Origin of the sequence: Leptospira chreensis (assembly GCF_016919165.1) — a bacterium.
In the GTDB taxonomy this organism is placed as follows: Bacteria; Spirochaetota; Leptospiria; order Leptospirales; family Leptospiraceae; genus Leptospira_A; species Leptospira_A chreensis.
Genome location: NZ_JAFFPS010000021.1, coordinates 152772 through 169017 on the forward strand (window position 1 = coordinate 152772; position 16246 = coordinate 169017).

General features: G+C 40.4%; 15 protein-coding genes. 4 read left to right on the forward strand and 11 right to left on the reverse strand.

The window, feature by feature from the left end:
• Positions 1–16 precede the first annotated feature (16 nt).
• Positions 17–1357: a flagellar biosynthesis GTPase FlhF gene (gene flhF / locus JWG41_RS06515; RefSeq protein WP_205269123.1), complete on the reverse strand. Its 1341-nt coding sequence runs from the start codon at positions 1355–1357 to the stop codon at positions 17–19.
• Between the two features lie 583 nt (positions 1358–1940).
• Between flhF and mnmC2 the strand changes: the two genes are divergently transcribed.
• Both mnmC2 and mnmC1 read left to right on the forward strand, forming a co-directional pair.
• Complete coding sequence (mnmC2, locus tag JWG41_RS06520; protein WP_205269124.1) at positions 1941–2687, forward strand: tRNA (5-methylaminomethyl-2-thiouridine)(34)-methyltransferase MnmC2; 747 nt, start codon at positions 1941–1943, stop codon at positions 2685–2687.
• Between the two features lie 6 nt (positions 2688–2693).
• Positions 2694–3893 carry an FAD-dependent 5-carboxymethylaminomethyl-2-thiouridine(34) oxidoreductase MnmC1 gene (mnmC1, locus tag JWG41_RS06525; RefSeq protein ID WP_205269125.1) on the forward strand — a complete coding sequence of 400 codons (1200 nt, stop codon included), beginning with the start codon at positions 2694–2696 and terminating at the stop codon, positions 3891–3893.
• Here the strand turns inward: mnmC1 and lpxK are convergent.
• Together lpxK and hisE are read right to left on the reverse strand one after the other, a co-directional pair.
• The gene (gene lpxK, locus JWG41_RS06530; protein ID WP_205269126.1) at positions 3832–4920 is read right to left on the reverse strand and encodes a tetraacyldisaccharide 4'-kinase; all 1089 of its coding nucleotides are present in this window, start codon (positions 4918–4920) and stop codon (positions 3832–3834) included. The two genes, mnmC1 and lpxK, sit on opposite strands and share 62 nt — an antisense overlap.
• A 26-nt stretch (positions 4921–4946) precedes the next feature.
• A complete protein-coding gene (hisE, locus tag JWG41_RS06535) occupies positions 4947–5225 on the reverse strand; it encodes a phosphoribosyl-ATP diphosphatase (RefSeq protein ID WP_002989187.1) in 279 nt (92 codons plus the stop codon).
• Between the two features lie 97 nt (positions 5226–5322).
• On the opposite strand from hisE, the gene JWG41_RS06540 reads away from it, so the two are divergent.
• A complete protein-coding gene (locus tag JWG41_RS06540) occupies positions 5323–6144 on the forward strand; it encodes a thioredoxin fold domain-containing protein (RefSeq protein ID WP_205269127.1) in 822 nt (273 codons plus the stop codon).
• A 47-nt stretch (positions 6145–6191) separates the two neighbouring features.
• Here JWG41_RS06540 and JWG41_RS06545 read toward each other — a convergent pair whose 3' ends face one another.
• From JWG41_RS06545 to JWG41_RS06560, 4 genes are read right to left on the reverse strand one after another with little or no spacing between them, the layout of a single operon-like run.
• Positions 6192–7496, reverse strand: coding sequence for a UDP-glucose dehydrogenase family protein (locus JWG41_RS06545; protein ID WP_205269128.1), 1305 nt, complete (start codon positions 7494–7496; stop codon positions 6192–6194).
• A gap of 45 nt (positions 7497–7541) precedes the next feature.
• On the reverse strand, positions 7542–8741 hold the full coding sequence (locus JWG41_RS06550) for an ABC transporter ATP-binding protein (protein ID WP_205269129.1): 1200 nt from the start codon (positions 8739–8741) through the stop codon (positions 7542–7544).
• 5 nt (positions 8742–8746) lie between these two features.
• The gene (locus JWG41_RS06555) at positions 8747–9496 is read right to left on the reverse strand and encodes an ABC transporter permease (RefSeq protein ID WP_205269130.1); all 750 of its coding nucleotides are present in this window, start codon (positions 9494–9496) and stop codon (positions 8747–8749) included.
• Between the two features lie 57 nt (positions 9497–9553).
• Complete coding sequence (locus JWG41_RS06560; protein ID WP_205269131.1) at positions 9554–9769, reverse strand: LIC12298 family protein; 216 nt, start codon at positions 9767–9769, stop codon at positions 9554–9556.
• 303 nt (positions 9770–10072) lie between these two features.
• Between JWG41_RS06560 and JWG41_RS06565 the strand changes: the two genes are divergently transcribed.
• Positions 10073–11620 carry a hypothetical protein gene (locus JWG41_RS06565; protein ID WP_205269132.1) on the forward strand — a complete coding sequence of 516 codons (1548 nt, stop codon included), beginning with the start codon at positions 10073–10075 and terminating at the stop codon, positions 11618–11620.
• On the opposite strand, the gene JWG41_RS06570 is transcribed toward JWG41_RS06565, so the two are convergent.
• From JWG41_RS06570 to JWG41_RS06585, 4 genes are read right to left on the reverse strand one after another with little or no spacing between them, the layout of a single operon-like run.
• A complete protein-coding gene (locus JWG41_RS06570) occupies positions 11617–12114 on the reverse strand; it encodes an LIC_11959 family protein (protein ID WP_205269133.1) in 498 nt (165 codons plus the stop codon). The two genes, JWG41_RS06565 and JWG41_RS06570, sit on opposite strands and share 4 nt — an antisense overlap.
• Positions 12111–13256, reverse strand: a complete 1146-nt coding sequence (locus tag JWG41_RS21210) for a HEAT repeat domain-containing protein (protein ID WP_332461282.1) — start codon at positions 13254–13256, stop codon at positions 12111–12113. The genes JWG41_RS06570 and JWG41_RS21210 overlap by 4 nt, the downstream gene beginning before the upstream one ends.
• Complete coding sequence (locus tag JWG41_RS06580) at positions 13171–13641, reverse strand: response regulator (protein WP_135577409.1); 471 nt, start codon at positions 13639–13641, stop codon at positions 13171–13173. The genes JWG41_RS21210 and JWG41_RS06580 overlap by 86 nt, the downstream gene beginning before the upstream one ends.
• A 49-nt stretch (positions 13642–13690) precedes the next feature.
• A complete protein-coding gene (locus tag JWG41_RS06585; RefSeq protein WP_205269134.1) occupies positions 13691–16204 on the reverse strand; it encodes a glycogen/starch/alpha-glucan phosphorylase in 2514 nt (837 codons plus the stop codon).
• Positions 16205–16246: the final 42 nt, after the last annotated feature.

A 16246-nucleotide genomic window follows, 5' to 3' on the forward strand; every position in this document is an offset into this window, starting at 1 on the left:
AGGATAACGACGCTCGTTACACGGTCTTTTCGAAGACCTCGCCCGCTATCCCTTTCAATTTTTCCGGAAAAATCACACATTCGGCAAGAAGTTTTTTCGTGGCATTTAGGATATCAAAAGGAACATCCTGGCCCACACTTAAGAATGCGAATTCCCTGTGAATAGTATCGGCCAATTCCACTACAGAACCTAAAAATTCTGCTTCATCTAGCTTGGTTAATAAAATTCTTTTGTATCCGACCGGTTCATACGCTTTGGCAACAGCAAGAGCGTTGTCTTTGGATACAGTGGAGGAAAGCACTAAGATCGTTTCAATATAATCCTTTTCCCCAAAAACTTGGTAGAATTCCTGAAGTTTTTCCAGGTTTTCTGACTTTCTGTGAGAGTAACCTGCTGTGTCCACCAAGATGAGTTCAGATCCATCCCGAAGAATGGTCTCTTTCATTTTTCGTAAATCTTTGGCAGCATAGAATGGCAATCCCATCGCATCTGCATAAAACTTAAGTTGGTCAATGGCTGCAATTCGGTAGTTGTCTGTTGTATAAAGGGAAACTTTTTTCCCCATGTGCAGACTGTACTTAGCAGCTAGTTTTGCAATGGAAGTGGTTTTTCCAGATCCTGTTGGTCCTACAAAGAAAATGATTTTACGTTTCCCACGGGGAGTTCCGCTAAAAAGATCTGAGTCAATTTGGATTCGTTCTTCTAGATAAGTAACTGCTTTATCTGTAACATTGGCATAACGAGCGAGGTCCACAGCAGATAATCTGCGTTCTAGGGCCACTGCCATTTCCTCAAGAAAACCAAGGGTCATCCCTTCGTTTAACAAACGATCCACGAGTTTTTGGATATGAGGGTGTCTTTCCGGGGCTTGCAGTTTGTTTGGAGTGACAACTTCAAGAACAGAGTCTCTGGCTTCGGAAAGGGAAAGGCCAACAGGTCTTTCTTCCGCGGCTTCAATTTCATAAACAGGGGGGTTCTGTCTACGACGGCGCTCTGAGAATGGACGAACCGCATCGATATTTTTTTTACGAAGGTGAGAGTTCCCGACTCCCATGGCAGAAGATTGGTTGGATCCAATCGCTACAAGTCCTGATTCAGGAAGGGATTCGGTTCTTTGTTTTTGTTTGATGAGTTCTTTGAGATCCTTTAACTTACGTTCAATTCTCTCTTTCGAATTTTGTTTTTCGGGAACACCTACATCAATTTCATACATCCGTTGAGCCATAAGCCCTGTCCCAAAGAGTCCACCTTCCGTGATCACTCGTTGGTCATAGAGATGTGCCTCTGGACCGTATTTCATTTTCATCTGCATGATGCAGTCTTGTAAGTCTTTACCTCGGATTTTTACAAAATCCATAGAATCGCCCCCGAACCTGGGAAAAATATGCAAAGTACCCTCGATTTGGAAAGTCTTTTTTATGAGACATAATAAATTCAAGTGATTTACGGGGAGATGGGGTAAGTGGAACTGAATTGGTTTCACTGGATCCAAGGAACACGGTGGGTTGGATTGGGATGAGATGATAAGATGAGATCGGATTGGATTGGATTGGGTAAGTGGCTTACCTTTGTGAGTGGATTTCGAAAGAGAGGGAGTTTCTTTCGTTAGTGGCTCACTTTGGAGAATGAGTTACGCTAGTGCCTCGATTTCGTTGGTAAGTAACTTACTTTTTGATGGATTGCGAATCACAACCCTGAACTCGAGAGATTCTTGTATAAAGCAATCCTCTCTTCCTTCTCGATCTGGTGGCAGATGATGGATACAGGAAAAGACAAAGGCATGGACAAGGGGCCAAAGAAAAAAGGACCCAGAGAGATCGAAAGCGGGATTCAAAGGAAAGTGCCTGAAAAAGGTAAGTGACTTACCTTTTTCAGTGAGTGGATTTAGAGATTCGGTTTCCAAGGTAAGCCAGTGGCAGAAAATAGGGGATAGCCTTTCTATGATGTCCCCTACCCCAAAAAATCAACCTGATACTGCCATTGAATTTAAAGATGGAGTCCCGGTTTCTAAGTTATTTGATGATATTTATTTTTCAAAACAAGGTGGCTATGAAGAGTCTCATTTTGTATTTGTCAGCGGGAATGGCATTGAATCCAGACTGGAACAGACAAATGTATCCACTTTCTACATTGGTGAATTGGGATTTGGATCGGGACTCAACCTATTTGTTACTTTGGATGTTTGGAAATCATGTAACAACCCTATCTCGGTTGAGTTTGTCAGCCTTGAAGGATACCCGCTAACAAAGGAAACACTCCTTACGCTCAATCAGAGTTATCCAGGGAAAAGTCTTTGGTTTGAAGCTTTAATTCGTTCTTATGAAAATGCAATCGATGTTTGGGGAAAAGATCAGACGCAAAACCTTTGGACTTACACCTGGAATCACAAAAACAATCCAAGTCAATTTACCTTAAAAGTTTATTTGGAGGATGTTAAAATTTGCCTTCCGAGTTTTCCCTTGATCCATGCTTGGTATTTAGATGGATTTTCACCGGGAAAAAACCCGGATATGTGGTCATTGGATACTCTAAAAGCATTACGTGAAAAATCTGCGTCTGGGACAAGTTTTGCCACATTTTCCTCGGCAGGGTTTTTACGAAGGAATCTCACCGAACTCGGGTTTGTTGTTGAAAAGAAAAAAGGATTCGGGCGGAAACGCGAGATGATCTCCGGTTTTTTAAAATAAAACCAAATGAATTTTCAAGATAAGACAGCCGTTGTTGTGGGAGCAGGAATTGCAGGTGTTAGCATTTGTTTGGCGCTAAAAGAGAAAAACATCAAAACAGTTTTAATCGATTCGGACTCAGGACCTGCAAAACATGCCAGCGGGAATCCGATTGGAGTTGTGTATCCCTTTCTCACCAAACATAAAACAGCCGAATCCGAATTCTCACTAACAGCGTTTCAGTATTTTCTATCTGTTTGGAAAAAATTTCACCTAAAAGATCTTGTTCCTCATGTAGATGGAATCTATTTTCTTATGGATACGAAGGAATCATACGATCGTTATTCGCATTCCATCATTTCTCATCAAATCCCGAGCCATTTGGTAAAGGAAAGTATCGAACCATTTTCAAATTCCCCTGCCCTATTCTTTCCCGAAGGAAAGTCCATTTCCCCAGTAGATCTTACAAAACAAATTCTTAGATTAGCAGATCCACAAACCAAATTTTCCTGTAAGTTACTCGCTTGGGAAAAATCAAAAGAGGATCATAAAATTCTCTGCCAAACATCGGAAGGTGAGATTAAGAGCGATTATTTATTCCTAAGCCAAGGGTATCAATTTGCAGAGGATCCTCATCTGGGCTGGTTGCCTCTTAAAAAAGTGCGGGGCCAAATTTTGAAAATTCCCGAACAAAAACAGACAAATACACATGGAATTCTGTATGGCGATTATATCACTTCTGCGATTGGCGGATTCCAAGTATTAGGTGCGACCTTTGATGAATTCAAACTAGAAGAGGAATCTAGGCCAGAGGAATCGGAATCCATGTGGATAGATTTGCTAAAAAAATTACCAAAACTTTCTTCCGAGTGGGGATCACAAAACCCCCGTTTGTTTGCCACTAGAGTGAGTTACAGAACACAATCACAAGACAGAAGCCCCGTTGTTGGAAAATTGCCTGATATTTCTCAACTGGATTTATCCGTTAAATACCAAAATCTGCTTAGGAATGCGAATAAAAATATGCAAATCCCTTATTATGAATCCGTAGGAATTCTCAATGGGCTTGGATCACGGGGGCTCACCCATGCTTTATATTCCGCAGAGATACTAGTTTCCTCGATCTTAGGAGAACCGAACAATATGCATATATCAGAAAAAATCTTTAATTCTTTGAAGCCGGACCGATTTTTGATTCGTATGTGGAAACGAGACCAGCTAACATAGACTTTAGTTCCTTATCCTCATCTACGGAAACTTGGATCAAAAGTAATAATACCGTAGTATTTTTTTTACGCAATTCTTCGATAAAACGGATATCCGTTCGCATCTTAATCCAATCTTTTTCGGTTGTGATTAAGGCCTCATCGGTCTTTATTTCATTCAGTAATGATAATAAGGATTCGGTTGTATACTCAAAGTGGTCAGGAAAGAATTTGGTTCGAATCGATTCCGGGATCAATGTAGATTTTGCCGTTTCATAAACATTCTTTGGATTTCCAACTCCAGTGACCAAAAAGTATTTCGAATCCAATTTAGATTTGAATGATTTCTGAATTAAGTTTTGATTTAATAAAACTTCCTTCACTTCCGCTTGGAAACTAGAATGAAAGATAGGAACGGAAATTCGCTTTTGGCTCAAAACTTTTTTATGTTTATCCAAATGGATTTTGTTTTCAGAAGTGATCTTAGTAAACACCATCGCATCAGCTCTTTTGCTATGACTGATAGGTTCCCGTAAAAAACCCAAAGGGATGGTCAATCCATTCCCAAAAGGAGAGTTGGCATCCAAGAGAACAAAATCAAAATCTCGAGACAAGGTTTTGTGTTGGAATCCATCATCCAAAATCACGATATGTTTTTTGGATTTGATTTGGTTATAAAGAAGAAAAGAATTCTTTCTATCCCGGCCAATGATTACCTGTACATCGGGAAACATTTCTTTATGTTGGCTCGGCTCATCTCCATACAACTTCGGAGTAAGTCCATTCGGTAAAATACCACCTTCTTTGCTTTTTTCTGCTTTATAACCTCTGGATAAAATGGTAATCGCATAACCAGGGTATGTTTCTTTAAAAAAGCGAACGAGATATTGCACAAAAGGAGTTTTGCCAGTTCCTCCTACCGTGAGGTTGCCAACACTGATGACTAAAACATGAGGTAAGTGGAAAGAAGTAATCCCTCTTTGTATCCACCAAAAAAGAAATTGGTAGAGTAAACTCAGAGGGTAAAGTAAATACAGGAATATCTTCATTTAGTTTCCAACGGGAAACAATCAGTTTAGCTGTGGCGTTTTTCCAATTCTTTTGCAATGGTAGAAAGGCTAATTCCTTTTTCCACCATAAGCACTTCTAAATGAAATACCAAGTCGGCAATTTCATGAATGAGTTCTTTTTCATTGGGATTTTTTGCGGCGATGATCACCTCACCGGCCTCTTCACCAATTTTTTTGAGGATGCGGTCAACACCATCGCGGAAGAGTTCTGCAGTATAAGACTTTTCAGGCAATTCTTCCTTACGTTTGCGTAGCAGTTCTTCCAATTTCAGTAAAAATTCCATATTTTGACCTTCTAGCGACCATGGAAACTGCCCATTCCATTTCGAAAAAGCGAAAATTGACTATTCAAAAGAAGGGAAAAACATTAGGATTCAGTGGATGGTTCGTAAGATTCTACCTGTTTTATTCCTTCTTTGTACGAGTGCTTTGTTTTCCGAATCTCCATGGGGGGGTTCCATCCAAAAGGGATTCGAAACGGCAAAACAAGACAAAAAATTTATCATTGTGGATGTATTTGCAGATTGGTGCACCTACTGTTTAGTTTTAGAAAAAGAGATCTTCCCTGATCCAGAAGTCAGTCGAGTGTTAGATAGTTTCGTTAAAGTTCGGTTAGACGGAGAAGAGTTTCCCAACCTAAGAAAGAAATACAATATTGAAGGTTATCCTACGATTCTATTTTTGGATGGGGATGGAAATTATGTGACTAAAATTTCCGGACTGGCCACAAAAGACGATATCCTGAATATCTCCAAAAGAATCCTGCAAGAACCAAACATTGAATCTTACCTCAAAACAGAACTGAGGCGAAATGCAAATAGTCCAGACATCCACTTCCGTTTGGGATTGTTATATTTTCAAAACAAAGAATTTGAAAAAGCCGAATCCCAGTTTACAGAAACCATTCAAAAATCCAATACTTTACCAATCTTAAAAGAAAACGCACATTTCAACTTAAACTTAGTTAAGTCCATTCATGGCCCGAAAGAATCTGCAGTAAAATCCTGGAAGGAATATTTAGAACTCTATCCCACATCAAATCGCAAAGTCACTGCAAAATTGTATTATGGATTGACGTTAAAAGATGCGGGTGAATCGAAACTTGCGAAGTCTATCCTTACGGAAATCAAACCACAACTAACAACTGATACGGATAAATCGATGTGTAATGAAGCTTTGTCTGAAATTGAGAGAGGATTTTAGTCCAACCGAAAATTCTACCGGCTGGACCAAAATAAGAACTAAAGAATTTACCTGTTCCCGATTGAATAATACGTAAAACCTAACTCATTCATAAGAGTTGGTTTGTATTGGTTTCTTCCATCGAAAACTAACGGGCTTTTTAATAGGCTCTTAATTTTATTAAAATCAGGCTCTCTAAATTCTCTCCATTCTGTTAGTAACAACATGGCATCTGCCCCTTGGAGAGCAGAATAAGCATCCTTTTTGTATTCGACCTTTCCATCAAAATAATACTTCGATGTTTCCATAGAAGCAGGATCAAATACTTGGATTTTGGCACCATTTTTATGTAGTTCATAAATAAGGGGAATGGATGGAGCTTCTCGCATATCATCTGTTCCTGGTTTGAAAGACAATCCCCAAATCCCAAAAGTTTTTCCTTTCATATCTGTGGATTTAAAATGTTCAAAAATTTTATCGGTTAAACGAGTTTTCTGTTTTTCGTTTACATCTTCCACAGATTGAATGATATGCATTGGAGCATTGACTTCTTCTGCCGTGCGTAGAAGTGCTCTTACATCTTTCGGAAAACAAGACCCACCATATCCAATCCCTGCATATAAAAACTGACGACCAATTCTCGAATCAGTTCCCATTCCTTTTCTGACATCATCATAGTTTGCACCAAGGGCATCGCAGAGATTTGCAATTTCATTCACGAAGGAAATCTTTGTCGCAAGGAAAGCGTTACATGCATACTTTGTGAGTTCCGCAGACCGAATGCTCATAGTGATGATTGGATTTCCGTTTAGTACAAACGGAGAATAAAGTTCGCTCATTTTTTTAGCAGCAACTTCAGACTCAGCACCAATCACAACACGTTCGGGTCTCATAAAGTCATCAATGGCTGCCCCTTCTTTTAAAAACTCGGGATTGGAAACAACATCAAACGGTTGTTTTGTGTTTTTTGCAACAATCGCCTTCACTTGGTCAGCGGTTCCTACGGGAACCGTGGATTTATCAACGATGATTTTATATCCGTTCATTGCTTTACCGACTTCTTCTGCCACAGCAAAAACAAATCGTAGATCAGCAGATCCGTTATCGGATGTCGGTGTGCCGACGGCAATAAAGACAAACTCGGAAGCCTCAACACCATCTTTCAATGAAGTGGAAAACTGGAGTCTTCCTTCTTTGTGGTTTCGTTCCACAAGTTCCGTGAGCCCAGGTTCATAGATGGGAATGATACCTTTTTTTAGGTCGCTAATTTTCTTTTCATCTTTATCAATACAAATGACTTCATTGCCATATTCAGCAAAGCAGGTTCCTGCAACGAGGCCTACATATCCGGTTCCGACCACACAAACTTTCATAGGATTTCCAGAATTTAGTTTTTTCCTTTGAGGGAAACTGTTTTTCTAATCTGGTTTGGGAAGGGTTTGGATCGCAAATTCAGTTGGAAGATGACAAATACCGACAAATTTTCCAGTTTTTCCTCGTTCCACCTCAAAATCGAAAACGGATTCGCCCCAGAAATAACTCCCCTCAACATGAGATTCACCTTTGTGGATGGAAACTCCTAAACTGTATTTTCCTTCGCTAAATTGGATGGGAAATTGAAATTCGACAATGGACCTTTCGCCCACCGAAAAGTTTAAATTTTCTTTCCCCAAATGGTGTGAGTTGGTTCCAAAGATCCGGATTCCCTTTTCGCTATCAATATGAAAACCGATGGTTCCATTGATGATGGGGATCGCTGATTGGAATTCGATCCGAAGGGTGGCATTGTCACCCAGGAAATGATGGCGAGTTTCTAAACCCTTGGAATTTTTAAGGAAAATACGAATGTCCTGAATGGATGCGGATGTTTGCGCTGAAGAAGGTTCTGTAGCACCAGCTAACACGTGCATATATTCTTCGATCGCAGCTTTCGGATTTCCATCAAATAATAAACGACCTTTATTTAAGAGAACCGCTCTCGTACAAAAATAAGAGATAAGTCCAAGGTCATGGCTCACAACCAAAATACAAGATCCAGACTTTGAAAATTCATCGATTCGTTTGAGGCATTTTTGTTGGAAACTAGCATCCCCTACAGCCAAGGCTTCATCTACAATTAAGATATCGGGTCGTTTGGCTGTAGCCAGGCTAAAGCCAAGTCGCATCGCCATTCCCGAACTATAATTTTTTAAAGGAGAATTACGAAACTCATTCAGCTCGGCAAATTCAAAAATGGAATCAGTGAGTTCCTTGATTTCAGATGGTTTGTAACCCCAAACAAGTCCATTGAAGTAAACATTTTCTTCCCCGGAAAGTTCTGGATTGAAACCAACGCTGAGTTCCAAAAGGGCTCGCACCGATCCATTTACAACGAGGTTCCCTTTGTCTTTACTGATAACTCCTGTGATTAGTTTTAGAAGTGTTGATTTCCCGGCACCATTCCTACCAATGATACCGAGGATTTCACCGGAGCCCACTTTTAAATCTATCGATTGTAAGGCGGTAAATTTTGAATCAATTCCGAAGTAACCAAAACTAAGTCCGGCAAGGATTCGTTTCCAAGGTTTTGAAAATCCATGGTAGTCCTTAGAAAGATTTTCTAAAACAACAGAAGCCATCAAAATTAAAGATGATCCAAAATCACCGATTGGAATTTACGTTTCGCCAGTAGATACACAAGGAAGAAAAAAAACAGAAAAGGTAAAATTTGAATCCAATCAAATTGAGGACTATATCCCGGAATCACGGAAGTACGAAAGATATCCAAGGGAATGGTGAATGGATTTAGGCGGTTCCACTCTTTTAAATATCCTGTTGGATAATACAAAACAGGAATTCCCCAAAAAATCAGTTGGCTCACCAAACGGATCAAAGGTGAAATATCTTTCAATAAAATATTCAACCGAGATAAGTAATGCAAAAGTAACATTAAATACAATCCAGAGAAAACCAAAATCAAATATCCAAGAAGGATTCCAGAAAGGTTTAATTTTCCAGAATATGCCAAATAAATAAATACGGGAATGGATGTGACAAGGCTATGGATGAGAAATTGGACATAGGGAATCCATAAAAACAAATCAATGCCGAGGCTTGATCGTTTCAGCAAACTACGATTGTCGGTGAGAATTCCCGTGCCACGAACAAGAAGTTCTTGGATGGGAATCCAATACAAAAGTCCGGTTAAAAGATAAGCCGTGAAGTCTTCTTGAGTGGATGGGTTTTTTAAATTGAGCACCAGGAATACCAGTGCGTACAAACTGATGAGGACTAAGTTCTGCAAAAACATCCAGGAGATGCCTAAAAAGGATCCTGCATACTGCAGTGCATAGTCACGCCGAACGAGAGCCCAAAGTATGGATACTTTCTCCATACTTTGATTGTCGGCCTATGGCTCCCAGTTCTAGAACCGGAAGCCGGTATTTTGGAACTACATCCTCTTTAGGTTCTTTTGGCCCAAATCAGAAAGGCTGGGCGATACCCACTCTCCATTTTGAACCACTTCCCCTTGGAAGGCTTCCATTAGATAATCCTCAAAAGTCTTCCCAGTTTGGTTCTGGGAAAATCCCTTTTTCGGACCTTGCCCTGCGAGGCCTTGGTCCTTGTGGCGGTTGTAAGCGGGTTGTTGGATGGATCGAACGATCATAGGTTTTTCCTCCCCGTCATCATTTTAGACGACATAAAACTAAAAAATAATACCAATAATATACTAAACGCTTGTTTACACTACTTAACATATGAGAAGTTAAGTCAATATTTTTTTCACGTTTTTATCGGTTTCTATATAGTAATTTAGCATCCACCTGGGACAAAACCCGTTCCAGGCCCGAATTTTTTGATTTGGGAGATATAAAATATGTCCCTATTCAAAAAAAGCAACCGGAATGAGGCCTAAAAAGCGAAATTTCAGACCTCAATCCTGGTGGATTGGCAGAAAATTGGGGTTATTTTGTGGATTTCTCTCGTACAGACTTTGCAAGCCGTAGAGAAAAAGCCGGATCAGGTTTCCGTCTCAGAACTTTTGCAGGCCGGGTTTCCTCCCCATTTGGCCGCAGCCTGGAAAGAAAAAGCCAAACAATCTCCCGAAAATTTCATTCAGTGGAAAAGATCCCTAAAAGGAAAGGATGCTTCCTTGGTTTCCAAAGTTTGGAAACTCAAACAAATCACAGTTTACTCCACCAAACAACGATTGAACGAAAATAACAGGTCCCAACAAAACTTGAATCCCCATTGGAATCCGAAAAACCAAAAACAAAAGGATACTCAGACAAAGTCTCCAAACCTTACTGGTCCAGCTTATGAACTTTTTTTCGGAATGAGTTACCAAAACTTGGATGTTCGGTATTTGCCAAGAGAGGAGAAAAACCATTCTTCTGTTTTTTTCGGAGGAAGAGGGAAAGGACAAATTTGGATTTTGGAAAAGCGGGATGAAGACTTTTCCTATGGGGCCAATCTTACCTTCCAACAATTTCGATTCACATCAGGGAATCGGTACAAACCCATCCCTCATTTTTATTTTGCCAAAGATCCGAACTTCTACTCGCAGTTGGAAAGAACCGGATCTCCTCTCCCCCAACCCATCTTGTTTTCTAACTTTTTAGGATACCGATACTTGCGAGAAGGAAAGGAATATGAATTCGGAATGTATCACTCGGCGGCATTCTCCGCTTATCCTGGACTTTATTTTACATCACCAAACAAATCCTATTCGGCCGTTTGGTCAGCGGGAGAAAATAAATCGAGTTTATACATCAATGATTCCTGGAATTCCAAAGACTTGGGAAACCATAGAGTCCAATCAGAATCCATACTGAATAAAAAAGAATCCGTTGGATTTTTCTATTTAAAATCGGAATCACCCGAATCCAAATTCTTTTTCGATGCCACGGCTTATAGAGATTCACCTTTGTTATACGGGATGGTTTCACCCTCAGAAGTCAGACCAGAGATCCCACAAACACTAGGTTACACGCGTGGAAGTTATCGACACTTCCTTGGCTTTGAGTATTTAGGCTCCATGGAAGGACATCGGTATGAAAGTGGGAGGTCGGGATTTTTTCCCTTCTTTCTATCGGAATGGGGAAACCTACTCTACCGGTATCGCGAATACAATGAATCAGGAAATTACCAGTACAAGGAAATGGGACGAGCCGCATTTTATGAATGGCGAAAGGAAAAAGCCGTAGTGTCTTTTGGATTTGAATCGAGAGAAAATGGAGGCCAATGGGAAGGAAAACTAGCCATCCCCATAGATACCGGAAACTTACTGGAGTTCAGTGCCATCTTCCGAGAAGGCCAACCCAAAACCAGGGCTTGGTTTGAAAACTGGACCTATGCCACAGATTTTAATATCAACCTAACTGATAGACAAGAGATCATCAAACTCAAATGGGTAAGTCCCTTTATTTCAGTAAACATCAGTTATTCGGAAAAAGAAAAGGATCCAAATCCCATTTTGTTTATTAACTTTCAGTTATTACAAAAATTCGATCTCTAGTATAGAAGATCGTCTGTGCGTACTTCGATGTATTCGATTAATTTAAAAATAGGAACCGATTGCCTATCGATAAACTCTTTGGGTTCTGCTGGTAGTTTTTTGGGGGTGGGAAGAGAAGAACGTTTTCCCCTCTCATCGATGGAATAAAAATAATAACCAATCCATTCCCCCTTCACACGGTAGGGATTTCCGGGAAACAAATCTTTGACAAAGAATTCGCCGTCCAAATCGAACTTATTCCTTCTGTACCGGTAATGGATTTCATCTCCGTTTAAATCATAAAAAACAACAAAATCCCCTTGTTTTCCCTTATAAAATAACTTCCAATCCAAGGGAAAAGCACCTGTCTTTTGAAATTCCGATTTCCCGTCTAAGATCCGTTTTTCGGAACGCGGAATGGGGCCTGTATAACGTCCATCTTCTTCGGAATGGAGAGAGATCCCAGAGACAATCAAAAGAAAGGTCAAAAAAGAAGTGAAAACCTTTAATTTCATTTGGGTTCTTCTTCTGGTTTTTCCTCTACGGATTTTTCTTCCTCAGGAGGGCTGTCTTTTCCATTGATTTGGTCGATGGCTTTTTTTGCGGCCTTCTGCACTTTGGGACTCGGGTCTCGGTCGCGTTTGTATTCCAATAACTCCAAAGCTTTTGGATCTTTCAAACTTCCCATAAATTCAATCGCACGGAGCCGCACCATACTATCATCATCCCGGGCAAATTCATTCAGTTCCTGGAATACTTCCTTATCGCCCATAGTCACAAGAGCACCGATGGCATAGATCTTTAAAGACTGGGCTTTTTTAGCGTCCAATTTACCGGCAGTTTTCTTTAAGGAATCTAAAAGTTCATAGAACTTTGGTTTGGCGTTTTCGGACTTTAACTTACCCAGAGTATTCATCGAATAACATCGTAACGTTGTGGGTTGGATTTCATCAAAAGCCACTTCCATAAGAGCCGATTCTGCATCCGAGTATAAAACGGTTCCAAAGTATAAGGCGATTTGGCCCCGCATATCTGCATTGTTAAACTTTTCCCGAAATTTGGTTTCGAGAAAGGGGGCTGCCACTTTTCCATCCGGTAAGTCCGCCAAAGCACTGATGTACGAACTGAGTGAATTGGAGTTTTTAGTGAAGTCTTCTTTTTTTACTTTTTCAAGTAAGGGATTTGTGGCTTCCGCTAGTTTCATTTTTTTAGCAGAAGTTACGGCTTGTTTGGCAACATCTTCATTGGAATCTTCAAAAAGAGAAATAATGGTATCTTTGTTATCCTTTAAATCCAAATCACCAATGGTTTTCAGGAGGACAATCTTCATCCCCATATCTTTTTCAGTTTTTAATTGTTCGCCAATGAGTTCATAAAGTTCACCCGCATTCTCTTTCGGAAACCTTGTGAGCTCACCTAACGCTTGTTTTCTTTCTTGGCTTGTGCCATAACGAATGATTTTAGAAAGAACATCTTTCTTTTTGGAAATTTGTTCGGGTGTGAGTTCTTTCTCTTTCCCAAAAACAGGCGAAAGAGAAAGAAGAAGAAAAACGAGAATTAGAGATGGAATTTTACTGCTGCTGCGATTCCAATTCGATGATGCGACGGTTGAGGGCTTGGATGAGATGTTGGTTTTCCAAATTCTGCCGAAACTTATCGAGTAGGTCTTTGATGTCTTTGGATAGTTCTTCAATGTTCCAAGGTTTTTCGACATACCGACTGAGTCCCCCGTTATTAATAGCATAGATTGCCGAATCAAGTCCCGCTTGGCCGGTGAGAAGGATTTTGATCGCATCGGGAAGGCGGTGGTGCACCTGCTCCAAAAATCGATCCCCTTTCATTCCAGGCATCACTTGGTCAGAAACAATCAACTCCACGATGTCGTTGCTACTGATGATTTCGTCGATGAGGGAAAGTGCTTCTTCGGCACTGCTTGCCGTCTCGATGATATGGGATTCGCCAAATCGAGCCAGAAGTTGTTCCGCAAGCGTTTCCAATACCGATATTTCATCATCGACACATATAATATAACCTTTACTCATTTGGGACCCTTTCCTTGGAACGATACAACCTTAGTTCTTTTATGTCGATTCAGTTTTGTGGCAATTTGTAGATAGTTTTAGGAGGAACTGTGTCAAGGAGGGGAACCTTCCAGATGTCCTTGGCATACTCCCGAATGGTGCGGTCGGAAGAAAATTTGCCAGACCTAGCCACATTCAATATGGACTTTCTCGTCCAGGTGGTCTCGTCCAAATAGTCCCGGGCTACGAGTTCCTGAGTCGCATCATAAGCATCAAAATCAGCCATCAGGAGGTAACTGTCTGTATAATACAGGCTATCATAGATGGGGCCAAAAATACCAGGCTCTCCCATGGAAAATAAATTTTCACGGATCATCAGTAAGACGCGGTGGAGGTCTTCATTCCGATGGATGAAATCAGCGGGTTGGTATCCGGCTTCCTTCAAACGATAGACTTCTTCTGTGTGGAGACCAAAGATATAAATATTTTCCGCACCCACCTCTTCTAGAATTTCCACATTGGCGCCATCCAAGGTTCCAATGGTCAAAGCACCGTTTAACATAAATTTCATGTTACTGGTTCCAGAAGCTTCCGTTCCTGCCGTAGAGATTTGTTCCGATAAATTACTTCCAGGAATGATTTTTTCCGCAAGGCTCACTCGGTAGTTGGGTAAAAAAACCACTTTCAACCGATCAGCAACATCCGGGTCACGGTTGATCACCCAAGCGACATTGTTGATGAGTTTGATGATGAGTTTGGCCATATAATATCCCGGAGCAGCCTTTCCCCCAAAAATCACAGTCCGTGGTGTGATCACACGAGAAGGATTTTCTTTGATTCGTCTGTATTCGGCAATCACTCTAAGGATATTTAAAAGTTGGCGTTTGTATTCATGAAACCTTTTGATTTGTACATCGATCATGGATTTGGGATCAATGGAGATTCCTGTTTCACTTTTGATGAGTTTGGTTAACTCTTCTTTGGCTGTTTGTTTTACTTTACGCCAATCATTTTGGAAATCGGCATCTCCTACAAAGGATTCCAATTCCTTTAATTTGTATAAATCGGTTGTAAAACCATTCCCAATTCGTTTAGAAATTAAATTCGCCAAACTAGGGTTTGATTGGAGTAACCAACGACGTGGTGTGATTCCATTGGTTTTGTTATTAAACTTTTCAGGAAATACTTTGGTAAAGGCTTGGAAGATAGTTTTTTTAATGAGTTCCGAATGGAGTTCCGCAACACCATTCACGCGGTAAGAACCAATGACGGCCAAGTTTGCCATTCGGATTCGTTTTTCATGGCTTTCTTCTATGATACTGACCTCTTTGATTTCCTCTTCCGATAGAACACCCTTGCTACGAACATCCGATAAAAATCGATGATTGATTTCATAAATGATTTCTAAATGCCTCGGAAGAAGTTTTTCAAAAAGTTCTACCCTCCATGTTTCCAAAGCTTCTGGTAAAACGGTATGGTTGGTATAAGAAAATACTTTGGTGACAATCTCCCAAGCCGGTTCCCAGTCCATTTCTTCAGAATCGAGGAAAATTCGCATAAGTTCCGCAATTCCAATGCTTGGATGGGTATCGTTCAATTGAATGGCTACGTAGCTTGGAAGTTCTTTTAGATTTTGTGTAGATTCACGATACTGAATTAAGATATCTTGGAGAGAGGCACAAACCATAAAGTATTGTTGTTTGAGGCGAAGCACCTTCCCTTGTTCGGTGGTGTCGTTGGGATATAATACTTTGGAAATATTTTCGGATATGGATTTATCTTGTACGGCTTTCATGTAGTCGCCATGATTGAAATAATCCAAATTGAACTCTTCGGAAGATTTGGCAGCCCAAAGTCGTAAGTAGTTCACCGTACTCGTGTTAAATCCGGGAATGGGATAATCATGTGCAGAAGCTAAGACTGTTTCATCTGGAACCCAGTCGTGTTGGATTTTTCCTTTTCCTGAAACTTTCGTTTCCGTATGTCCAAAAAACCCAACAGAAAAGGAAATATCGGAACGAACCACTTCATAAGGAACTCCATCGGCATCCCAGTGATCAGGCATTTCTAATTGGTTTCCATTGGCAATGATTTGGTTAAAAATTCCATAATCATAACGAATTCCATAACCAAATCCAGGAACATTGAGAGTGGCCATGGAATCTAAAAAACAAGCCGCTAGCCGTCCAAGCCCCCCGTTCCCAAGACCCGCATCGGTTTCAAATTCCAAAACATCGGTAAGTTCAAAACCAATCCCCCGAAGCATCGTTTGGATGGTTTCGTATAACCCGAGATTGATGAGAGCATTCATAAGAGTGCGTCCCATAAGAAACTCTAAGGAAAAATAAAAAACTTTTTTGGGATTTTCATTTCGATAACGTTCGTGTGTGACATTCAAACGATCGATTAAAAAATCTCTGATGGTATGACCTAGTGCTTTGTATATATCTTCGTTTTTGAGATTAAATCTGTTTTTACCAATGGTATATTCTAAATGATGGGCAAATTGTTTTTCCATCGAAGCCAAGTCGGCTTTTTGTTCTTCCGATAATAGGGTAATTAAACGAGGATTGTTGACAACCATGGTAAAAAATAGTAACCATGGTCTTCAGAGATTCAAGTAAAA